Consider the following 26566-nt stretch of genomic DNA (forward strand, 5'->3'; position numbering starts at 1 on the left):
ATCTCGCTATGCAGTGGCACACAGCGGTGCCTGAGTGGTCTGTTTCAGCGCTATCAGAAGGGTTCGAACGTAATGCCATTGGCGATCAGTTCGATCACATTGGCCTGGTTTTCGGGCGACTCGGAAAACCCCACCATGACGACGTTCCAGGTAAAAACAGGGTTGTTGTTGATCTGGTCGATCCACCAGGCGTAGCCCTCCGGCTCAGGGTCGCGGCCCAGTACATTGTTGTATAGCGCCGTAATAAACTGGCCATTGTCGGGCCGTCCATAAAGTGAGAAAAATTCCGGCGAAGCGATAAACAAGGAAGCGGCATCCTGAATTGTCATTCCGTTTTCAAGATGGGCTATCCAAAACCCCATACCACCTAAGTCAGGTTCACGATCAAATGCCGCCTGATACAACCGGTAGGCCTGACCCGGGATACCTTCAAAGTCAAACGCGATCGCCAAGTCATTGAAGTAGAGGCGCTCTATGTTTTCAACATAATCCATACCGTCGCGTCCGAGTACGCTGTCCTCGATGATCAGCCCCGCTTCACTGCCGACCACCGGGTTGTCGGTATAGCGCCCAAACGCCGTGCCGTCCTGGGTGATGCGGTAGTCTGACAGGTTGCCTTGATAGCGGGCAATATCAAACCCGGCACCACCATCAAGATAGTCCTGACCCTCGCGTCCCTGCAGAATGTCGTCACCGGCATAACCGAGCAGGATGTCATCCTGATAGCCGCCCACAAGCGTGTCATCTTCACTGAGCAGCTGCAGCCACTCGCTCAGTAAAAAGTCCTGAATGTTTCTGTTGACGTCATCAAACAGAGTGCGGTCGTACCCAGTCAGGTTGTTGATGTAGTCCAGCTCAAGAAAGTAATCGACTGAGCCGGTCAAAGAAAGCCAGTCCTGGTTGTCATTGGCCGTGAACTCACCGTAAAAGACGTAGTAAAAATCGCGGTTTCCTTTGTTGGTAACAACGACTCGATTCGAGCTGATCTCCCAGGTTTTGGCCTCGAAATAGGCCGCGCGCTCATCACTGGGACCAAACAGCAAGTACCCGTCTGCAGTATTCAAGCGCCGCTCTTCGGAGCGGAAATCGGCTGTTATCTTCATGCGGTAGTGCTCGCAATCAGTTGATTCAGTGCCATTAACAGGCGTTGTGTGCTGGCATCCATACTGTGCCGTTGCCGCCCAGCAATATGCGCCTGCTCACACAGGGTTGTATACCAAGCTGAGTCATCGAAATGGCGGGCAATCAAATCACATATTCTGTTCAGCGTGTTCTGGTCTGGCAATTTATTATAGGGCGCCTGATGCAGGCTGCTGGGCAGGCGTAACAGGTGCCCCGAGCCACCCAATAGATCAGGCAGGCCACCATTGTCAGTTGCAATAACAGGGATACCGTTCAAGAGGGCTTCGCCGACAACGCGTGCACCGCTCTCATACCAGAGGCTGGGCGTCAGCAGCAGCCGTGCTCGGCCATAGACTGGGCGCATATCACGTGTGCTCGGGGTGACAATCACATTACTCAGCTGGCTGCGCGGCTCGGGGTGCTGGGCGGTCAGCATCTGAATAATCTGACTCCAGTTGCCTCTTGATTCAACGACTTCAAACTGAATATCGGGCCTTGACTTTTCGAGCGACATTGCCAGGGCAGCAACCAGAAATGCGCCTTTCTCGGGGCTTGGGTTGATGAACAAAACCCGTTCACGGCTGTGCGTCTCGGCCACAAACTGCTCAGAGGGAATAAACGTTCCAACAGGGGTACATGTTAACTCTGAGCGCTTTGAATACAGGTCGGCTGTGGCTTGAGTGTCGGTAATAATCAGGTCTATATCGCGGCACCAGCGTGTGCCATGGTAGTTGCCATTGACCAGGTAGGCGGCTGTGGCAATGTTGCGTGCTCGTGCTTCGTCAGGGATCAGAAAGTCGATAGGATGGCCGCCAAAATACCAGACAATATCGGGCTGAAAGGTATCTAGCGTCGACGTATACAGGTGATGCCACTGGGCCATCTCATGGAAGGTGGTGTCCTTGCGTTGAGTGCCGCCCGTGACCAGCAGCTGGTGTTGCAAAGGGCCATCAACCAGCTTGACTGTCTTGCCCCGGTTTTTGTTCACCTCAGCCCAGGCGCTGCCCAGACCGGCCACACCTTGTGGCGAATCAAACTGCGTTGTGCCCAGGATTTGAATCTCATAGCCACGGTCCTGCAGGCACAACAGCATCTGACGCGCGCTCATGGCCGCTCCGCTTGTCGTATCCAGCAGGCATGAGTGATTGGCCCATAGCAGACGGGGTTTGTCAGCAGGTGTTTGAGGTTCGCTCATTGATCAAGTCCTTTGAAACTTGGTGCGGTAAAACAGAGCTTTCGGTCTTGGCATTGGGTTGAAACAAGAGTGTATCCAATGTCTTGCCGTGGGCCAAAGGGATATTCAGCGAGTGTGGCTGGAATTTCAATCAGCACCGCATTCATACAACGTTCATCAAAATCTGTTGTGATTTGGGGCAACGTTTGTTTGATACGTTGGTAGCTAAGGTAGCTAAGGTAGCTAAGCTGCTTGAAACGACTGTTTTTTTACTTGATTAGACCTCAAAAATTATTCAAGATGGTATCACCTGTCGGATTAGGTAGTACCGAATAATAAAAACATTGAGGGCCCGAGCCCTGTGATCATTGTCACTTGAAGGAGCAAGTAGTTGACAGCGACACCCCTGGTGCCAGCTGCTCTTGAGTTTTTCAAGAGCCCTGGCTGTCTTGGTTTTTCAAAAAAAGAGCGGCTAACTCATCCGCTCAAGCTGCTGTGTTCGTCTTGTGGGCGAATACGGTCTTCTGCTGCTTGCGCTTCATACCCCCGGAATGAGCCCTTACATTCCGCAATCTCTAACAACACTTCCGTTATTCTCGACTGCACTGCTGCCGGCCTTTGCGCCAGGCTCGGTGTGGTTGCATTGATCATTCGTGGCCGATCTCATTGGCCAACTGGATTTCTAAATTATTCTTGAAGAGGCTTTTAAGATGGACCTGACTGCAACCGAGAAACTGGTTCACCAAATGTACATTGCTTACTACCAGCGCCCTGCAGATCCTCAGGGGTTGCATTACTGGGTAGAGCAATTGGAAAAATACAATGACTGGACAGTCGTATCGGCTGCGTTCGGCTCCCCAGAAAACCTCGAGAATCAAGGACTCTATGGTGGTAAATCCCGCCAGGAAGTTATTGCTGAAATCTATCAGTCGGCCTTTAACCGTGCGGCGGTTCAGGAAGAGATTGACTACTGGGCGAGCAGTGAGCACAGCCTGACCGACCTGGCGTTTGCGATTGTGAACGGTGCGCAGAATGATGACCTTGCAACCATCAATGCCAAGCTTGCATTTTCCGCAGAGCTGGTCGATATCGTCGATCCTCAGGGTAATGGTGTGCCGGCTGAATATGCCATGCCTTTTGCTTTTGACGTCATCGGTTTGCTGAAAAATGTCGACAAGAACGACAACGTCGACACTCAGTATGTTCTTGATGCAATTGCAACGGATGAAGTGCCTCTTCCTACTCCTGAAGTGTTTACTGTTCGTGAAAACTTCGATCAGTCCACCACTGACGCCATCACGACTGAGATTGATCCGATCATTACGCGGGTGACCTACTGGGGTGAAAGTGGCCAATCAGAAGGGGAGTCAGCCGGTGTTCCGGTTGCGGACCTGATTGCGTTGGTTGAATCCTACCTCGGCTTGACGGTTGTGCCGGAATCCGCCGTAGACAGCACAAACGACATTGTCGATATCACGCTGCAGCCTGTTGAGAGTGCCGCAGGCACTGACGGTGAAGAGGCCGGTGCTGAAACTGATGCCGATGAGCCTGTCAGTTACGAGTTTGTTGTTACCTTCGCTGACGGTACTCAGAACACCAATATCGTTGACCTGCGGGCGCAGGAGTTTGAGTTTATTTCCGAGCTGCTGTTCGATGAAAACGGCGATTCACGCCTGTTTGAGGTTGAACTGAAAAGCTGGCCCCAGATTATCCTGCGTGACCAGTCAGGTGAGCCGGTATTGGATGCCAATGGAAATCCGGTTCTGATCGACCTCAAGTCCTACACCGCTGATGGCATTACCAGTGTCAGTAAAGTGCCGCTGGTACTGACAACCGTACAGAATAACGGCAGTACTGACCAGGAAGGTGTTACCTCTGCAGCGGTTGATAACCGCATTCTCGTTGACCGCCTGGAATTGCTGCATGATGCGACCATAGATGGTGGTGAAGGCAGCCGTAATACCCTCGAAGTTGACGCGAAAGGCGCCTATGCCCGTCCGAATCTGGTTGAAAACGTACAGCTGGTTCAGATCCAGAACTTGCCCAATATCTATGGCGCAGACAATGCGAATGACCCAGTTCGCACCGATGCCGGCAGCGACACCCCCAGTGTGATTGATCTGACCCGTGTGCTTGATATCGAGCAGCTGGTCATTACAGAGGGGTATGACAACGGCACCGATCTGGGCGACCTGTTTGTGTTGGGCGTTCGTAACGGTGCGTTGCTGGCCCTGGAAGGTAGCTTCACCGAGGCAGTGACGGTGCACTACGGTGAGGGTATCTCTCCCGCAGGTCTGAATCTGCAACTGAATCTGGGCGATACACACAACGAAAACTTTGATCTAAAGGTTTCCCACAACAGCGCAACCCTGAATGTGGAAGCTGTGGGTGCAGAAAACTGGATTCACGATGCGGATCTGGGCGGGCAGCTGCGTTTCCTTAACGTCACGGGCGAAGGCTCGCTGACCATCGAGGGTAATATCGCTCAGTCCTTCATCGATACACGCCCGGCTACCATCGATGCAACCCAGGCCGGTGGCGGTGTGGATTTGACCTTCGACGGCCAGCCTGTCGTGGTCTTTAACGGCAGTCAGGCGGGCGATGAATTCGCCGCCACTAATGCCGACCGCGTTACGATTGCCGGCGGCAATGGCGCTAACCATTTTGTCACCGACGGCTCAGCCAATGTCGTGATCACCAGCGGTGAAGGCCACGATGTGATCTCCTCCACCGGAGGTGAAGAGGTGAGCATCGAGGCGGGTGCTGGCGATAATCAGATCGATACCACTGGCTCTGCGGAAGTTGAGATCACCGCGCTGGACGGCGATAACGAAGTTGTTGCAAACGGTGTAACCGATCTGTCCCTGACACTTGGCAATGGCGATAACAGTGTCAATGCCGACAACGCTCAGGCCGTTAACATGCAGCTGGGCGATGGCTCCAACAGCGTTAGTGTACTGGGCGCACAGACTCTGGATATCACGCTTGGCGACGGTGGCAACACCCTGACTGCCAGTGGTGCGACCATCAATCTGGTCAGCGGTGCCGGTAACGATAATGTCACGCTGGCTGCGGCTGAAACCGAAGCGCTGCTGAATGTCAATCTGGGCAGTGGCAGTGACCGCCTGACCCTGGGCAACGAAAGTGCTGGTATTGTGGCACTGGACGAGTCCGCCATCAGTGGTGAAAACATCCGCCTGACGGTTGCCAACGATACTGACCTGTCGCGAGCTTCCCTTGAAGGCATCAACAATGTTGTGCTCAAGGGTGAGTTGACACTGACCGCCGATCAGGCGGCTGCATTGGGTGCCGATGCATTCAGCGTTTACCGTGAGTCATTTGGTGAAACCCAGAACTTGCACATCATTGTGACAGAAGACGTTGTGCTGAGTGAGCTGTTCGATATGAGTCAGCTCAGTGATAACGTGCGCCTGAATTTTGATCTGCGTAATGGGGCTGAGCTGACGCTGACCGCGCAGGAGCTGCATGAGCATGTCGCGTGGCAGGGTATTGATTCCAGCGATGGGCTTAACGGCAGTGTTCAGATCACTAATGCCGGTGGAGCATTTGATCCGTTTGATGCGGGCCAGGATTATCAGGTGGTCGACGGTGGCTCCTTGACCGGCAACTTCGATGCCAGCACCGATGTTCACATCTCCTATGGTATCCCGGGCTACAACCGTCCGGAGCCACAGCCATCCACCGCCGTACTGACGATTGATTCTGACCTGGTGCCGGTGGTCGAAGATATTTATGACGGTATCGAAGACGGCACTCTCGAACATCTCGCCAAAACCCTCAAAATCACCGGCGGTCAGGACATCACCTTCGAAACCGCCATCGACCTGCACGACAGCGGCTATAGCGTCGACTTCGCTGATTTCCAGCATAATGTAATCGGCATGACCCTGGCCGATTTCCAGGACGTGCTGAAGGTTGAGGGTAATGGCGACGAAAGCCGCGAAGTCCGCATCGACGTCAAAGTCAGCGGTGAAGATGCGGTTGTCGGCGAAGCGGGCGGCCTGCACTCCAGTGGTGTTCAGACTTACATTGTGACTGATGTCAATGACGGTGACAGCTCTTACAGCGATCACGAAGAGGTCACCTTCCATTTCAGCGACAACTCTCAGGATCTGCACACACTGGGTCTGCAGGGTAACTTCAATGCCACGCTGAACCTGCTGCAGGTGCATTGGGGTGTCAGCCTGCTGCTCGAGGGTGATGGCAAGGTTTTCAATAACCTGCAGTCCGCCGGCCATCCGGCGTTCTCCAACATTGGTACAGTCAATGTCGAATATGCCTACGACGCGGCCCCGGTCGTAATCGATATCAACAACCAGGGTGTTGCGACCAGTCGCCCGTTGAATGTGGCTGAGCTGAACATTGCCAATGCGCGCAGCATCACGTTCAACATTGAAGACGCTGATGCGGTAATCGGATCGATCAACAACGCAACGGATGCCGGTGAGTTTCTCGACGGCAAGTCAGACGAAGTCCGGGAGCTGATCTTCGTCTCCGCCAACGATGTGACCGTCAAGGGTCGCATTTCGGTAGGCGAGCTGGAAACCCTCAATGCCTCTGCTGTGGACGGTGATTTCACCCTGCAGCTGAGCGGTGAAAACGATCTGTCCGGTGTGGCTGTTACCGGTCTCGACGCCATCATGCTCACCGACAGCCAGACCGTGCTGACGATCAGCAATGAGCTGCTGCAGCAGATCGGCGAAGCAGCGGTAACCGGTCAGGGTACTCTGAATGTCATCATTGCTGACCAGCCGTTCGACTCCAGTGCGCTGGGCAGCGAGCTGACCGTCAACCTGGTATCTAAAGCAGGCGAGTGGACGCTGGATAGTGCTGCCGACCTGAGTGAAGTGGATCAGTTCACTGTGGGCGAAGGTTCCGTGCTGACCATGACGGCCGATCAGGCACTGCAGCTGGCTGATACGCCTGTTGTAAATGGTGGTGAAGGTGCACAGATCAACATCACTGGCGCCACTCAGGCACATGTGGATGCCGGGCTCGAAAGCCTGCTGACCACCCTGGCTGCAGCGGGTCTGGAAGGGCGCCTTGGCCTGGCCGAAGACCTGACGCTGACCGCAACCACACTTAATGCCGCCGCGACCGGTGGCTTTACGCTGGTCGGCGAAGTTGCCGGCCTGCGTGTGGATGTGGTGATGGATGAAGCCAACGCTGAAGCGGGCGTCAATATGATCGGTACTGATCCGGTCAACGGCGTCCAGTCTGAAGGCGTGGCCGTCTTTGTCGTCACACAGCTTGATGCCAGCGCCGACGATATTCTCTACGTCTGCAACGATACCGAAGGGCTTGAGGTACTGGGTCTGCAGGGTAACGGTGGCGATAGCCTGACGGTCGGTGGCATCAAACGTGGTGTGACCTTCCTGCTGGAAGGTGACGGTGCCGCAGACTGGAGCGAGGTTGAGAAAGAAGACCTCACGCCTGATTTCTCCAGCATTGGTGCGTTTAACGCCACCTACTTTACCCCGGGTGCCACGGCACAGGTTGAAATCAACAACCAGGGTGTTGAACTGGCTGGCGCGTCCGATGGCGGCGAGCGTGCCATCAAAGTGGATGGCATCACAATCAATAACGCCACCACGATCGCTATCAATGTGGCCGATGGCGACGCCATCATCAGCGGCCTGGACGGTGACAGCGTTGAAACGCTGAACCTGACCACAACTGAAGATCTGACCATCGAAGGCGTACTGCCGGAAACATTGAGCAGCATCGATGCCAGTGCAGTCACAGGTCTCTTCAGTGCAACCCTTGAAGCGATGGATGGGGCGTTCACCCTGACCACGGGCGCTGATGCCCAGGTGGCAATGAACGGCCTTGTCGCAGCGGCTGGCAGTACTATCGACGGCTCTGCGGGCTCGCTGACACTGACAGTCACCGATACGGATCTTTCCGCGGCAACCCTGAGCGGTGTTGATGCTGTTGCCATTACCGAAGGCAGCGAACTGACGCTGAGCGCCGACCAGGTGCTGGACGTTACTCCGGCTGCGATCAATGGCAGTGTTGCCGGTACCGGCAACGCCCACGAAGTGCTCAACGTGGTGGGGCTGTCTGATCAGCTCATCGACGTGAATGCACTGGGCACCGATGTGGTTCTGGGCACTGTGTCTCTGGCCTCCGGTACCTATACGCTGGACCCGGCCGCTGACCTGAGTGGCGCAACGGTGCTGATCCCGGCGGACGCCGAAGTAACCATGAGTGCCGATCAGTACATGGCGCTGGCCTCCATCGACGGTATCACGCAGGGCGCGACACTGAACATCACCGGCCTGACACAGGCCCACGTTGACGCCGGCTTTAATCTTGCGGGCGTCGATAACGCGATTGGCTCTGTGGCGCTGGCGGAAGATGTCCGCCTGCTGACCTCCACCGATCTGAACGGCTTCTCCGTGGTGATGAGCGATGACCAGACGCTGGGTCTGGCCACTCGTGCCCAGGCGGATGGTCTTGCCGTCAGTGGTGGCAACAACACCACGCTTGTGTACATGTTCGCCTCCGGCTGGAATGCCATTGACGATACCATCGACGGCTCCGGCTACGATGTCGACGAGCTACACCTGCTCAGCGCGCTGGTTTCGCAGCACGATGTGGAGCTGATCCAGAATCTTGCCAGCGATGTGACTGTGGTCGTATTCAATGACCCGAGCATGCTGGCGTTCGCCGAAGCGACCTACCGCAGTGTCGTGATCGAAACCGGTGTCACTGTCGATGACTGGATCGTGTTCAACGACTATCAGGTCGACCGCGAAGTGGCGGTGCTGGATCTGACCCTGCGGGGCGATGCCGGTATCGACGGCAACCTGCGCCTGACCACCGTCGTGCCCGAAGATTCGAACGATCCGGACAACGTCAACGACAGTCTGTACAACCATCTGCAGTCGCTGGTGATCACCTCCGAGGGCGAGTTGCCGAACCATATCAGCGGCGATATCGATCCGACCGTATCGGTCGTCAACACTGTTAATGGCGTGACCAATACCGAAAACAACCTGCTCAACGTGATCATCAATGCCACGGCTGACTTTACCGTAGGCGGCAAGATCCGCTTCAACGCCATCGGCGATGATGTTGCAGGCACGAATGACGATGAAACCGCTGTTCTGAGCGTCAATGTGGCGGCTGGTCAGAGCGTGGTACTGAACGATCTGGATACCGATGACGAAGACGTCACCGGCCTCACCGTAAACCACACCGGCGATGGCGCGCTGACCTTCGGCCTGTCGACCGTTGCAACAGTCGATGCCGACGATCAGTTCACCATCAACGGCAGTGCCACGGGCACCACAACCATCGTTATCGACACCTGGAACGACGAAGCCGGTACCGCAGGCCCCGCGCTTGACCTGTCTGACGATACGCTGAGCAATGTGGATGCCATCGTACTGGAAGATCAGTCTGAACTGACGCTGAGCCATGCGCAAATTCAGGCGATGGGCGGCCTGGAGGCTATTACCACGGCCAGTCTGGGCGAATCCGCCACGCTGAATCTGGTAGCGCTGGGTACTGATCCGTTTGATGCCAGCACCGCCACCAACGGAATCGAGCTGGCGACCGTTACCATTCTGGACAACAACGCCACCGTCACCCTGAACGCCGCCACCGACCTGACCGGTGTTGGCAGCCTGGTGGTGCCGGCTGGTACCACACTGGAGCTGACAGCGGCTCAGTTCCAGCAGTTGCAAGGGGCGGGCACCATCACCGGTGCGGGCGCAGTCAATATCACGGATGTGACCCAGGCAGACCTCGAAGGTGGTTTGGATCTTTCCCTGGTATCCGCCACCAATGGCACCATCACCTTTGCTGAAGATGTGCTGTTCGGTGTGGATGACAACCTGGCAGGCTTCACGCTGGAGCTGGCTGACGGCCAGATGGTCACCCTGTCCAGCCAGGCTCAGGCCGATGGACGCGAAGTGAACGGCACAGGTGCAACCTCAACACTGGTGCTGGGCTTCGAACTGCTGGATACCGCCACCCCGGATACCGAGCTGGACGCGTCCGGTTACGGCGTAACCGATCTGTTTGTCATGGACCGTCTTGTCGAGTACTACAACGGCCAGAATCTGGAAACCCTGCTGCAGGATCTCTCCTCGACTGTGGATGTCACCATTTTTGACATCACGAATGCACCGAGTGAAATCGCACCGGGCGCCATGACGACCGATCGCACCGTTACCATTCAGTCTGGCGCGACAGTCGATACCCAGATCGTCTTCAACGACCTGGACGACGATGTGGAGGTCTCCACGCTTGATCTGACCCTTGGCGGTGGTGCCACCATCGACGGTAATCTGGACCTGTCAACCGTCACGCCGGCACCCGGCACGGTGACACTGAATTACTTCCAGACCCTGACAATCCGCTCTGAGGGCGATAGCCCCAACCGCATTGTCGATGCGATTCACGCCAACGGCTCAACCGCTGGCTACGCAGAAAACAACCTGCGTGATGTCAATATCGTCGCCAGTCAGGACCTGACCATCGGCGAAATCGAATTCAGCTCGCTGCAGGATAACCGCACAGCCGAACTGAATGTCAGCGTCGAGAGCGGTGCAACCGTCACCATCGGTGATCTGGATACCGACGATGACGATATCGACGCACTGACCGTCAACCACACGGGTGATGGTGATTTGACAGTTGGCCTGTCGACTGTTGCAACAGTCGACGCGAGCGATCTGATTACCATCAACGGTAGTGCTACCGGTGAAACCACACTGGTCATCGATACCTATGACGAGGCCACTGGCACAGCCGGTGCGCCGTTCGACCTGTCCGACGATGTGCTGGTCAACGTGGATGCCATCGTGCTGACCGACGGCAGTGAGCTGACGCTGACCATGGCTCAGCTCAACAGCATCGGCGGCCTGCAAAACCTAACCGTTGAAAGCAACGGTGACAACGCCGCCGTCAACATCCTGGGGCTGGACAATCAGCCGTTCGATGCATCTGAAGCCACCGCCGGTATCGATATCGTCGATGTGACCATCGGTGGCAGTGGCAATGCCGTTACGCTGGCGGCGATAACTGATCTGACCGGTATCGACCGTCTGATCGTACCGGAAGGCAAGACACTGAGCCTTACAGCTGAACAGTTCCAGCAGCTGGCCGGCAGTGGCACCATTGTCGGTCAGTCGGGCACCGGCTTCACCGTCAATATCACCGGCCTGACCCAGGCGGATGTGGATCTTGACGGCGGCTTCGATATCACCGGTATCGCTGCAGACAACATCACGCTGACACTGGCTGAGGATGTGAACCTCGATGATGCCAGCATGCTGGGTGATTTGAGCAAGCTGGAAGTCTATCTGGCGACTAACCAGGATCTGGGACTCGCAAACGCGGCACAGGCTGATGGCCTAACAGTGTCTGGCCCGTCTGATTCCACTGTTGTTTTCATGTTTGATGATGTATCGAAAGGCTACGTCGATTATATCGATGCGTCTGGCTATAACATCGACACCTTGAAGGCGCTGAACACTTTTGTGGATGGTCGTAACATCGAGCAGATCCTGCAGGATCTGGATAACGATATTATTCTGAGCCTCTACCACTCACCGGAAGATCTTGGTTTCGTCAGTGCGACGCACCGTATTCTGGTAGTCGAGCCCGGTGTGACAGTGCCGGATTTCATTGTGGTCAATGACTTGGATGGAAGCCAAGAAGTTCGCACACTGGCGATCACCTTGCAGGGTGGTGCCGAGATTGACGGCAATTTGCACCTGTCCACGGTTGAAGCCGATTCAGGCCTGATCGCACGTTACTTCCTGACGCTGTCGATTCTGTCCACAGGTACAGCGGCCAATACTGAAACCGGTAACACCTATAACCTGATCAATGGTGATATCACCGCACAGGCAGGCCCTGACGCGGGAACCATCGAAAACAACTTGCGTGATGTGGTGATTATCGCCGAGCAGGATATCGTGGTCAGTGGTGATATCGTCTTTAGTTCTGTAGATGCGGCCAAGTACCCAAGTGCTACGCTGACGATTACCAATGAAGCCGATGTCACCATCCAGCAGCTGGACCTGTCTGATGACGAGCTGACAACGTTCACAATCAACCATCAGGGTACCGGTACCCTGACAGCAACTGGCGCATCGCCAGCGTTGTTTGACGGTGACGCAGACGGTGCCTATACCACTGACACCACCGGCAACCTTGAAACGCTCAATATCAAGGGTACTGGTAATATCGAACTCGGCAATGACGAAGGTGGCTGGGGTATTACGGCCAGCGGCCTGTCAACGATCAATGCAGCGACTCATACGGGTGACCTCAACCTGGGCGAAATCCGTGATATCGACTCCAGCGACTTCACCTTCACCTCTGGTACCGGTGAAACCTACCTGAAACTGGCCGGTGACACGCTTAACGCCGGTGCCGAAGACGCAGGCTGGACCTTCGACTTCGCCAGCGCTGACTCCGGTACAGGGGCTGCGGCCAACAGCGTCATCGAACTCGGTGACATGACTTGGACCAGCGGCACACTCAATATTTATTTGGGTGCCAACACCCAGCTGCTGATCAGCGCCGATACGGATCTGAGTGATCTGGATTTGACGCTGACCGGCTCAGGAGCCAACCAGATTGTTGTCGCTGATGGCGTTACCCTGACGCTGACGGCGGCACAGCTGGATGCTATTCAGACTGCCGGTCTGAATATCGTTGGTGAAACCGGCACCGCGGCTGACACCGGTGTTGTCGATATCGTTGACCTTGGTACCGATTCCTACGATCTGACTGCAGTTCAGACCGAACTCTTTGGTACAGCGACGCTGGCCGAAAATGACGTTACGCTGGATGCCACGACGCTTCTTGGTGGTTTCTCCATCACTCTGGATGCGCTGAGCGGCGACAACGACGATCTTTCCGGCCAGACCATCCGCTTCCAGACCGAAGCGCAGGCAGCCCGTGAAATCATCGTCAACGCCCCGGATGGCGATACCGATAACACCAACAGCAGTAACGTGGTGTGGTTGTTCGAAACGTTGGCGGATTACAGCAGTCCTGTGAATACCGATGACTATGCTGAAGGTCTTGGGCGTCTTTGGGTCACACAGAGCTTGATTCTTGCTGCCGGTGGTGATGTGGAGGACCTCTACACTTCATTGCCAGACAGCATTGTGCGCTCTGATTTCAGTGATGTAGAAGCGCTTGAAGTCCTGCTGCTCTCTTCCGAGGTGCACCGCACCATGGAGTTTGTCGCCTTCACAGACCTTAATCCGGATGATGATGGCAGCGGTCTGGTGATCAGTGACATCGACGATCTGGAACACGTAAAAACTCTGGAGCTGAATCTTGGCGGTGAAGTTAATTTGGGTGTCCTGACTATCGGTAATGAAACCGTTGGTACAGGTATCGACTTGGATGCGATCCGTTTTGAAACTCTGACAATTAACTCTCACCGTGCGCTGCACACCGATAGTCTCTTGGCGCCAGAAGTTCTGGTCAACAACAACAACGGTGTGGATGAAGCCGGTGAATATGAGCAGCCGGAAAACCACAACACTATCGACAGCATAAGCGCGATTCCGAGCGGGACAGGTACCCCAGTCTATTCCCTGCGCAATGTGGTGCTTGATACCGGTGAGGTTTCCGTTGTCGGCGACGGCTCTCTGGGTGCGGGTGCCGATCTGCGCATCGATACCATCGTCTTCAACGCTGAAGGTACCGACAAGTCCGTCAACCTGACGGTCAACGGTGAAAACACCGTAACGGTGGATGTGCTGGATCTCAGCGACGATTCGCTGGCCGATGTCGATGGCCATGTGACCTTCAACATCAGCGGTGACGGCAACCTCGTTGTCGATGATGTGCTTGATAGCGGCTTGGGCCAGATTCTGCTAGGTAGCGACACAACCGCTACTTCTGCGGAGATCAATACGGCCCTGACCAGCGATGCCAGCATCAAGGGCATTACGCTGGGTGATAATGTGACCAGCTTCATTGTTAATAACACCGGTGCCGGTGATCTGAATGTCACTGGCGGCAGCCCGGCGTTGCAGGGTGAATCGCTCAGGAACCTGGGGATCAATGCCGAAAGTGGTGACGTGACACTTGGTGGTGCGGACACGGGCGGTGCCATGGGTGAAGGGTATTTTTACGGTGTTCTAGCTGAAGATAACGGTGATCCATCGGAAAATACGCTGGTAAGTATTGAAACCACAGGCTCCTATGATGCTGTGGTTTACGTTGATGCTCTCGCAGATGGATTTACCTATACTCACGGTGCTGGTAACGATAGCCAAATTTGGGTTGATGCCACTATCGGTACAGGCGACACTTGGACGTTCAACCTTGATGGTGTGGCAGCTGGAAATGGCGCCACCCTCTATTTGACCCCAACAATTACCCAAGCCTCGAACCTCATTATTAATGCAGGTATTGATGGTGACGTGCATATTTGGGGTGAAAATAGTGAGGTTGATTTGACCAACCTTGTGCAACTCGAAATCAACGGCACCGAGGTAGGCGTCCATCTGGATTCAGGCATGCGCCTGCTAATGACAGATCAGCAGTTCTACGGTAAAGATGGCGAGCCGAAGTTCGATCTGCTCTTCACTGGCCCCGGCCAGACACTGCGTACAGATAATAGCGACGACCTCACTGAAGTACGCGGCCTGAGTGACATCATCATCCCGATGGGTGCTACCGTTACCCTCACACCGGAACAGGCCGCCATTGCCCGCGTGGGCGAAAACGGTACTGTCGGCGATCTGCGCGATGCGACGGTCACCGTACAGTTCAGTCCCTACCAGACCACACTGGATGCGTCGGTTGTGGGTGTTGATACGCTGGAAATTGTTGGCGAGCAGACGGATCTGAACTACCTGGATGCCTACGACGATGACTTCCGTGTCAGCCTGACGGCAGCGCAGGTGGATGGATTGACCACCTATACCAATAGCGTGAACGTTACTGGTCAGGTCTTTGTCGATGTCTACAACCTCGGCGATGACGAAGTGGATCTCTCCATCATCCCGGATACAGATGCTGGTGTGATCACCCTGGCCTCTGATTCTGTGACGCTGGACCCGGACACTGATCTCGGTGATGCAGCAGGCTTTGAGATAGATGTCGAAGACAACAGCCTGACGCTCACCGCAGCCCAGGCGGATGGCCGCACCATCTACGACAACGGCAGCGATGGCACCACCAGCGCAGGCGCCGGCACCGTCATTATCACTGGCCTGGAAGCTACCCTTGCTGCAGACCTGTCGGGCATTATCGCGGGTGACGAACAGGCTCAGCTGGATGTGAACGGCGCTACGGTTATCTTCGTTGGTGACCTTGGCCGAGACATGACGGTCACTGTTACCAACAGTGATGACCTGACTGGCGGAACGCTGATATTTGACAGCAGCGATGGCTCGATGATCAGCGCCCGTACCGAATTCGTGCTGACCGAAGGCGATGACATCACCTTCCAGCTCGACGCAAACGATGCTCACGAACTGACCGTCACCGGCAACGACAACACCGTTGAAGTGAACAACCTCGACGGCGATGAAACCGACCTGACCGGCTTCAGCGTGACCACCGGCGGCAGTCTGACCGCGACTGTGCCTGAGTTCGGCGGTGATGTGACGCTTAACCCTGCAACTCAGCTCGGTGACTTCGATGTTGTCGTGGAAGGCGATACCGTCCTGACCCTCGACTTCACTCAGTTTGCCGACCATGGTGCCGGGAAGTTCTCCGGTACGCAGGTTTATGACAATTCAGATCCGCTGAATGTCACCGGCTCCCAGCTGGCCATTACCGGTTACGATGGCAGCCAGGCGTTGGCCTCTGATGATCTGGGCGACGACTTGGTGATCAGCACCCTGACAGTAGCAGACGATGCAGGAGATGTGGTCACCGCTCACCCGGACAGCGATTTCAGCAACGTGGATGAAATCGTGATTCCGGCGGGCGTCACGCTCAACATGACCGCGGATCAGTTCCAGCAGATCATGACCTCCACCACTGTGGTGGGCGATGGCACGCTGAATATCACCGGCTTTGGCAGTGATCCGGCGCACCTGAACATCAATCTGTCCTCGGTCGAGGCTCAGGCGGGTACCATTACACTGGATCCGAACGTGTCCAGCGTGGTGCTTAAGTCGACTGCAATCCTGGATGGTACAGCGTCTTCTGGTGACACGGCGTTCAGTTTCGTCTACACCGCCGATGGCCAGGCGCTGGTGCTCTCCAGTGAAATTCAGGCCGATGGTCGCGGCGTCAACGGTGGCACCTTCGATGACACCATTCTGGCGCTGGGCTTCACCAGTGCTGATGACGTCGATAGTGCCGGAGACCCCGAGACTGATGCCAACATCGAAGCCGGAGGCTTCAATGTTGAAAACGTCTGGTTGGTGAGCGAGTACCTCTACAACGAGTTCAGCCTCTCCAACCTGCCGGCAAACATCGAAACCATCCTGCCGAACCTGCCCGGCAACGCCGGTAATGGCGATCCGTTGGTGGTCACCCTGAAGCCGGCATCCGAACTGCTGGATGGTTTCGGTGACCCGGATGCGATCGACACTGCTGACCGCGTTGTAGTGGTCAGCGATAACCATGATGTGGATGCCTCGGTGGTATTCAATGATCTGACGGCACGCGAGATCAGCAGCCTGACGCTGACGCTGGAAGGTGACTCCACCATCACCGGCAACCTTGCATTACCGCAGAACAAGGACCCGCTGCAAACGCTGGAAACCACAGACAAGTTGCCGGCACTGTTCAAGTCGCTGGTCATCAACTCCGTGGATGTCACCGGCACCGCCACCGGGCCCAACGAGATCCGTGGCAGTATCTTTGCGGATGATGGTACTGATGGCCTTGAGTCAACTGCTGAGACGTTTGAGCTGACGGTTGCCTCGATGATCGTGTCAGGTACCGGTGAATCCATCGCCTTTGATGGTGCATTCATCGCGCTGGATGACGGCGATACCGAGGCCGACATTGCCGCCAAGCTGGCCGCAGCCACCTACGATAACTGGGTGGCCGAGGTTACCAGCCCGGGTGTGGTGCGCTTCACCTACAAGATTCCGGGTGATTTCACCGAAAATACTTCGAATGATCTCAACTTGGTACTGCCCACTGTTGAACAGCCGGTAGCGCCTGCTACTGGTGATATCGCTAACATCAATGTAAGCAGCGGTCTGATCTCTGGGAACTTTACCCTTGAGACTTCAGATACTAACCCAAGCTTCGCCGGTGCCCATCGTGCAGAGGAAAACAACCTCTACAACATCACCATCAACGCCGAGCATGACCTGATCATCAGTGGTGAGCTGGAACTGAGCTACGTTACCCGCTCCAACACCCTCAAGGATGAAACCGTTGAAGGTACCATCACCATCACTGGCGATGCCGATGTCACCATCGGTTCGGTCAATACCGACGATATACATATCACCGGTGTCACGCTGAACCACACCGGCACAGGTACTGTGAATGCACCGGGCACCAGTCCGGGTGCAGCATTGGGTAACACCGAAACCCTGACCATCAATACGATGGGTAACGTGGTCCTGGGCACCGAAGGCGATGCCTCCAAGCCGGGTGTTTCCGGGTCAGAGCTCAGCGCCATCAACGTCAACACGGACGGCTCTTCAAATGGAACAGTCGACCTGGGTGTGATAGGCGAACTGGATGGCGATAACTTCAGCCTGAACGTGGGGGCTGGTACTGTCCATGCTGAACTTGGCTGGGAGGGGCCTGCGGAGGAGGCGAGATATCCAGCCCTGAATAACAGTGGTGTCTGGACCTTCAACGGTGCTGGGGGTGATCTGCAACTCACCATCAATGACATCGTCGAATTCCCCAGTGCCCCTGATGAGGACAGCGAGCTGAACCTGATCGACGTTACCCTGACGATCAGTGGCGACGTGAATTTGAGTACTGTTGGCACGGTCACCGGTCTTGATAATGTCACCATACCGGCCGGCTCCTCCCTGACGCTCACGGCCGAGCAGGCCAGCGGTGCCACGATCAGTGGTGAAGGCACCCTGAACATCGTTGGTGATCTGCCGGCGGATTATGACTTCAGCGGCCTGGCTGTAGAGTACATGGACTTCTCTGGTGTCTCTGGTGTCACGGGCGATACCGGCGTCAAGCTGGACCTGTCCGCTCACACTGGTATCGATTTCAAAATTATCGGTACAAATGCCGACGATGACATCACTGGCTCTGACGGCAATGACATTATCGATGGCGGTGCGGGTAACGACATCCTGGATGGCGGTGCAGGCGCTGATATCATCTACGGTGGCGAGGATAACGACACCATCGTTTACGATGAGTCTGACCTTGGAGTTGATGGTGGCAGCGGTTCCGACACCCTGACCGCCGCCGACTGGGATAACTCTCTCGACGGTACAACGGGTGTTATCATCGATCTGACTGATACCACTGATGCCTTTACTAGCTTTGAAAACGTGATTGGCAGTGCCTATAACGACTTCGTCTTTGGCGATGCCACTGTTGAGAGCATTGAGACCGGTGCTGGCTTTGACATCATCTCCATGGGCGAGTATCTGGATGCTAACGTCGTTATTAATGGCGGCGCAGGGCAAGATGTACTGGCCTTCGAGTACAACATCGGCACCAGTGCAGCAGACTTGCTCAATCAGGTATCAGGTGTTGAAACGCTTCTTCTGAGTGCGGCCAATACTGGTGATGTTAATATCACAGTCGGTAACGATACGCTTGTTGCTGCAAACGAAACCCTGGTGATCAATGCCGGTTCACTCACGGCTCAACAGCGCCTGGTCTTCGATGGCCGTGCCGAAACCGACGGTGACTTCGACATTACGGGTGGTGCGGGTAACGACATCATCATTGGCGGCAACCAGCCCAACAGCGATGTGATCACCGGTGGTGCCGGTAACGACATCCTGACCGGAGCCGCCGGTAATGACACTTTCAATGTGGATCAGGGCAGTGACATTATTACGGATCTGTCCGAGTCTGACATTCTGGTAGTCAGCCCCGATGCCAGCGCCACGGCCTACGTGACAGGTGACTGGACAGCGACCGCCGCGACCGAAAACAACGGTACCGGCCCGGTAGAGCTGATTCTGGGTCAAGTAGATCCGCTCACAGGTAATGTGACTGATGCCGACGCCTATGAAAAAAGCGGCTTCACTATCAACCTGGACAGTGTCACCAACGGCACCTCAGGCTTCAACCTGACCACCAGTGGAACTGACCTTAACTTCACCTTGATCGGCTCGGCCTTCGACGACACCCTCACGGTGACCAATACTGCTGCGCTGAACGCAAATGCAAGCCTGGGTGACTTCGCTGTCACCCTTGCATCAAGTGTGCAGCTGACACTGAGCTACGATCAGCTCACCGAAACTGGCCTGGGTAACTTCCAGGGCACCGGTACGGGCACCACTGAAGAAACACTGGTGGTCACCGGCTACAACGGTGAAGCGTTCGACAGCACCGAGTTGGGCAGCCAGATGCTGATCGCTGAGCTGCAGTTGGCTGCAGAAGGCACAGTATTGCAGCCCACCACGATCACCATCGATCCCACGGCAGACCTCAGCAAGGTTCAGGAGATCGTAATCCCTGAACATGTCACGCTGAATATGACGGCGGCGCAGTATCAGTCGCTGATAGGTCCGGCCACCAAGATCAGTGGCGCTGGCACGCTGAACATCACCGAGATGAGCAGTGAGCACAGCGATATCAACCTGGGTCTTGTTGAAGCAGGCGTTATTGCGGGCACCATCACACTCGCAGCCACTGAAACAAACGTGCTGTTCGACAGCACTGCGGTACTGAATGCGGCCGGCGGTACAGGTTCGCCGTTCTCCATCGACTTCTCTGCCGATGGCCAGAACGTCACCCTGTCTACCGAAACGCAGGCCGATGGCCGTGTGGTGAACGGCGGTACCTTCACCGACTCGACGCTGACGCTGGGCTTCACCAACGCCGATGCCACCGATAGTAATGCCAATATCGCGGCTGTCGGCTTCGATGTTGAAAACGTCTGGATCCTCAACGAGTACCTCTACAACGAGTTCGGCCTGACCAATAAGCCGGCCAACTTCGAGGCGATTCTTGATAGCCTGCGCGACCAGGCCAGCAACGGTGAAACCCTGGTGGTCACCGTTAAGGATGCCGCTACCCTGCTGCTCGATGGCACCGCTGACCCGGATGCATTGAACACCACCGACCGCGTTGTGGTTATCGATGAAAATGTAACGCTGGATGCCAGCACCGCATTTGAAGATGTCACGGGTGCGGGCGAAGTCAGCACCCTGTCACTGACGCTGGAAGGCAACTCGGTGATCACCGGTAACCTGGAACTGCCACAGAGCAACGATCCGCTGGATACGCTCACGGATGACGGCAAACTGCCAGGCCTGTTCAAGGCGCTGGTGATTAACTCCGTGGATGTGACCGGTACGGCAACCGCTCCGAACGAGATTCGCGGCGATATCTTTGCCGATAACGGCACGGATGACGTCAACAGTGAGTCCCGTGCGGAGACCTTTGCGTTGCGCATCGGGGGCTCCGGCTTTACCTCACCAATTGATGCCAACCAGTCTATTGCTTTCGATGGGGCACTGATTGCACTCTCGGCAGGCGATACCGCAGCGGACGTGGCAGAAAAATTGGCCAACGCCAGCTACGACAACTGGACTGCGACGGTTGACGGTGTGGGTGATGTGATCTTTACCTACAAGATTGCAGGTGAGTATACCGGTTCAGCACCCGCTATCGTTTCAAACGATCCTGCACCGGGTGCACATGAAATAAATCTCAGTGCAGGGTTAACCGGGGGAGACTTCGTTTTCGTGCCTGGCAAGGCTGTAACAGGCATTCACAACGCCAACGAAAACAACCTCTACAACATCACCATCAATGCGGACCATGATCTGGTCATCAGCGGTGAGCTGGAACTGAGCTACGTTACCCGCTCCAACGCCCTCAAGGACGAAACCGTAGCGGCCACCATCACCATCAACGGTGATGGCGATGTCACCATCGGCTCGGTCAATAGCGATGATGAACACATCAGCGGCGTGACCCTGATCCACAATGGCACCGGTACCGTCACCGCTCCGGGCACCAGCCCGGGTGCAGCGCTGGGCAATACCGAAACCCTGACCATCAACACGATGGGCACTGTGGTACTCGGAACTGCCGGCGACGACGACAAGCCGGGTGTGGCGGGCGCCGATCTGAGCGTGATCAACATCAACACCGATGGCGTCTCCAACGGCACCGTCAACCTGGGTGTCATTGCGCTGATCGACAGCGATGATTTCACCCTCAATGCCGGTGCTGGTGCTGTCATTGCAACCTTGGGTGTCGATACCGGCAGCGATGGTGCTGACTCACAGGGTGGGCCAGAACTGGACGGCGGTACCTGGACGTTCAACGGCACCAACGACAACATCCAGTTGACCATCAACGATGAAGCGATCTTCACCTCCGGTACGCTGGTGCTGGATAACGTCGAGCTGACCATCGACGGCGATGTGGACTTCTCCAACATCACCGTGGTCGGCCTGGGCAATCTGTACGACATCCCGGCAGGCCAGAGCCTGACGCTGACCGCGGCACAGGCCGATGGCCTGACCGTCACCGGCGAAGGCACCCTGAAGGTGGTAGGCGATGAGCTGGATGCGCATGACTTCAGCAACCTGCAGGTGAAGTATATCGACTTCTCGGGGCTCGATACGGCCGAGTCTGATGATGTAACGCTGAACCTGTCGGCCCATAACGGCATCGATTTTGTGGTCACCGGCTCTGATTTCGCCGATACCATTACCACTGCCGATGGTGACGACACCATCTACGGCGGCTTAGGCGATGATGTGATCGATGGCGGCGCTGGCGCCGATATCATCTACGGCGGCGAAGATGACGACACGATCATCTACGACCCGAACGATCTGGTCGTTAACGCTGATGGGCCAAATGAAGCCGGTGGGTCTTCGTCTACTGGAGGCTCATCTGACACACTGGATGCAAGCGGCTTTGGTGAGGGTGTAACCTTCAACTTCGACGCCTCGATGTTCCAGAACTTCGAAAACTTCATCGGCACCGACTTTGATGATGAGGTAACCGCTGGTGTGGATGAAGCCAATGGCATCTTTACCGGTGCTGGCAATGACATCATCGAAATGGGTGTCCAGCTGACATCGGCAGATACAATCGATGGCGGCGATGGCTCTGACGAGCTGAGGTTCACGTATGCCCATGGCGCAGATGAAACTGATGATGATCTAAACGGTGTGACCAACATCGAGCGCATCACACTGGGTGACGCGCTAACCATGATTGAGACTGTCGATACCCTGGTGGCGGCGGGTGAAACACTGGTGGTTGATGGCAGCGCACTGAGGGGCACCAACAATATGCTGTTCGACGGCCTCGCCGAGACCGACGGCCAGTTCGAAATCATCGGTGGCACAGGGGAGGATATACTCGCAGGCGGTGCCTTGAATGACGTGCTGACCGGGAATGGCGGTGACGACGCATTCTATGTGAGGTCGGGCACCGATACGATCACCGATCTGTCAGGCGCTGATTCAGTGAAGGTCGACGCGGGCGCCACCGCAGAGGCGACGGTAACGGCTGACTTCACCGCTACCAGCAATACCGAGAACAACGGTACCGCTAACCTGAGCGTCGAGGATGACGTCGATGTCAACCTCAGCAGCGCAACCGGCAACAACGGCTTCAACGTTGATGCCTCCGGCAACACCGCGGCCTCAACGCTGATCGGCTCTGCCCAGGCAGATGTCCTGACCGGTGGCGAAGGTGACGACATCCTGACCGGTGGTAGTGGAGGTGACACCTTCAATATCACCGCCGGCACCGACACGGTGACCGACCTGTCCGGTTCTGATGTGCTGGTGGTGTCTGAAGATGCCACGGTCAACGCCACAGTGACTGCTGATTATGTCGCCACGGCTGAAACTCAGAATGACGGCACCGCCAACCTGACGGTTAACGAAGATGTCGACGTCAACCTGTCAGCTGTGACCAACGGCAGCGAAGGCTTCCGTATCAGCGCAGAGGGCAATACAGCAGGCTCAATACTCATCGGGTCTGCATTTGACGATTACATCATTGGTGGTGATGGTTCTGATAATCTGTCCGGTGGCGCGGGTGACGATACCTTCAGCTACGACGTTGGCGCCAGCGTCAGCATTGTTGCTGACCAAGTCGACGGCGGCGATGGTACGGATACGCTTTTCGCCTGGGAGGGCAACGGTGGAAGCATTACCTTAGAGGACAGTGACTTCGCCAATGTCAGCAATATGGAAGTGCTTGAACTGTCAGCCGGTGTTGCGGCGAGCGTGACCCTTGGTACAGAGGCAAATAAAGCCTTCGCAAACGGTATCGACATCACCAATCTGCTGGAAGATGGGGTGCTTAATGTCGACGGTACTGACGCCACGGTAGCCATTACAGCCACGGGCGGTAATGCCAACGATTTCCTGACTGGTGGCAGTGCCGCTGACACTCTGATTGGTGGTGCCGGTGATGACATCATCGATGGTAAGGGCGGTGCCGATACCATCAACGCAGGCGAGGGTAACGATACCGTTCACTACGATGCCGACGACCTGAGTGTCGACGGGGGTGACGGTATTGATACGCTGACGGCGATTAATGCCGTCAGCGCGGTCACCATTGACCTGTCGGATACCACCGATGCCTTCGTCAACTTCGAGAACCTCGTCGGTAGCTCTTATGGCGATACCCTGACGGGTGATGCCGGTGCCAACGAAATCTGGGGTGGAGATGGCGACGACCTGATCGACGGTGGTGCCGGTGCTGATATTATTGATGCTGGCTACGGCGATGACACTGTCATCTACGACGCGGCGGATGTGTGGGTGGATGGCGGTGCTGGTAGCGACACCATCGACGCCAGCGCTGAAACGGCTGATTTGTATATCGATCTGGATGATAGCAATGATATTTTCACCAACTTCGAGAACATCATCGGCGGCGCCGGTAACGATACGCTGATCGGCACCAACACAGCGACCAGCACACTGGATGGTGGTGCCGGGGATGACATCCTGACTGGTCACGGTTCAGTATATGACAGCGTGTTCTATGTGGGTGAAGGCCACGACAGGATCACTGACTTGCAGGGTAACGATGGGCTTTACGTATCGGGCAATGCCAGTGTCACTGCCAGTGTGGTTGCTGACTTCAACGGCGCTTGGACAGAGCATTACAGCACGGGTGTCGTCACACTGAATGTTGCCTACACTAACGCAACCATTGATATGACTGACTCAGAAGGGGCCGGGTTCACCATTAACGCAGGTGTTGGAACCGATACACTGACCGGTTCTGCGGCCGACGATATCTTCAACTTCGGCACTAACCTGACAGGCACTGATACCGTTAATGGTGGTGCTGGCAGCGACGAGCTGACCTTCACTGACAACAACGGTACTGCCGATGACCTTGATGGTGTCACTAACGTTGAACGTGTCACCCTGGGTGATGCCACCACCGTTATTACCACGGATGACAGCCTGGTTGCAGTAGGCGAGTCGTTGACACTGGATGCCACTGCCCTGACCTCTGGCAACAGCCTTATCTTCAATGGATCGGCTGAAGTGGGTGGCGATTTCGTTATCCTCGGCGGTGCCGGTGACGACGACATCACAGCCGGTCAGGGTGATGATCGGATTGCGGCAGGTGACGGCGATGACATTATCCGGATGTCAACTAACCTCACCTCTGTGGATGTGATCGATGGGGGAGATGGTTCTGACACCCTTTGGTTTACCCATTCCGGTCAGCCAGGCGATGACAATGTGTTGGATGGCATCACCAATGTCGAAACCATCATTATTGAAAATACTCCGCCCGCACCTAACAACAGGGCATATATCAAGACAGTTGATTCACTGGTAGCTGCAGGTGAAACTGTGACGATAGATGCCTCCAGGCTGGAGACAGATCGTGACCTCGATTTCTGGGGTGATTTGGAATCAGATGGTTATCTGAATGTCATCGGCAGCCAAGCCGGCGACTACATCAGAGGTGGGATGTTGGCTGATACCATCAATGGTGGTGATGGCGATGATGAATTGTTTGGTATGGGAGGGGACGACACCCTTACCGGTGGTCTTGGCAACGATACCTTCGAGGTAACCGCCGGCAATGACGTGATCACGGATCTGGAAACCGGAGATATCCTCAAGGTCTCCAGCGATGGTAACGCCACGGCGAATGACATTGCTGGGTTTGTGGCTACCAATTCTACCAGCAACACCAGCACCGGGGTTGTCACCCTGAATGCGGCTACCGGTGGCGTGACCATCGACATGGATCTGGCGGATGGCAGCCGCGGTTATACCATCAACGGCAACACCGGCAATGACACGCTGTCCGGCTCTGACTGGGCGGATATCATCAATGGTGGTGAGGGTGATGACCAAATCGATGGCGGCCTGGGCAACGACCTGATCAATGCCGGTGCCGGTAATGACACCGTGGTGTACAGCAACACAGACACCACGGTGAATGGTGTGGATGGTGGTGATGGTATCGATACCATCGATGCGTCCGCGTCAGGTACTGGTGTTTCTATCGATCTGAGCTCAACAACCGATGCCTACATCAACTTTGAAAACATCATCGGTAGCGACTTCAATGATGCCTTGTTGCGCGGTAATGCCGACAACAACATCATTACAGGTGGTGCTGGTGATGATGATCTTGATGGTGGTGCCGGTAATGACGTCCTGTTCGGTGGCACCGGTAAAGATGACCTTTGGGGTGGCATGGGTGCTGATACCTTCGTATTTGCAGCCGGCGATAGTGGCCAAACCGTTGCAACCGCTGATGTGATCTATGATTTCAACGCGGGCGCAGGTGATCTGATTGAGTTGGTGGATGCTGGTGCGATGGTCAATTATGTTATCGTTGACGGCGAGGGTGCCAATGACGACGTCGCATTCGCGGCTAGCGCGACAGGGGCCTTCACTGGAGGTGGTAATCTTGACGTGTACGTTGAGTATGATGCCAATAACGGTGGAGACGCCTGGATGGCGGTTGATATGGATGGCAACGGAACGTTCGATACAAATGACCTGTTCATTGTATTGATCGGTGTTAACACCGACACCCAGCTGGGTGGTCAGAACGGAAGCTTTATCACCACCAGTGGCTTTAATTGATCAATCAGAACGGTTGATCGGGTCGCCCGGGTTCTTATGAGCCCGGGCTCCAGGTGAAACTTAAAAC

At 55.6% G+C, this 26566-nt stretch carries 3 protein-coding genes; 1 reads left to right on the plus strand and 2 read right to left on the minus strand.

Annotation, left to right across the window (positions count from 1 at the left end):
• Positions 1-53: 53 nt before the first annotated feature.
• Together ABIE61_RS11570 and ABIE61_RS11575 are read right to left on the minus strand one after the other, a co-directional pair.
• Positions 54-1103: a DUF4214 domain-containing protein gene (locus ABIE61_RS11570; protein WP_354409625.1), complete on the minus strand. Its 1050-nt coding sequence runs from the start codon at positions 1101-1103 to the stop codon at positions 54-56.
• Positions 1100-2317 (minus strand): glycosyltransferase, encoded by a 1218-nt coding sequence (locus ABIE61_RS11575; protein ID WP_354409626.1) that lies wholly within the window; start codon positions 2315-2317, stop codon positions 1100-1102. Before ABIE61_RS11575 ends, ABIE61_RS11570 begins: the two co-directional genes overlap by 4 nt.
• Before the next feature lie 689 nt (positions 2318-3006).
• On the opposite strand from ABIE61_RS11575, the gene ABIE61_RS11580 reads away from it, so the two are divergent.
• Positions 3007-26499 carry a hypothetical protein gene (locus ABIE61_RS11580; RefSeq protein WP_354409628.1) on the plus strand — a complete coding sequence of 7831 codons (23493 nt, stop codon included), beginning with the start codon at positions 3007-3009 and terminating at the stop codon, positions 26497-26499.
• Positions 26500-26566: the final 67 nt, after the last annotated feature.

Origin of the sequence: Marinobacterium sp. MBR-111 (assembly GCF_040547585.1) — a bacterium.
In the GTDB taxonomy this organism is placed as follows: domain Bacteria; phylum Pseudomonadota; class Gammaproteobacteria; order Pseudomonadales; family Balneatricaceae; genus Marinobacterium; species Marinobacterium iners.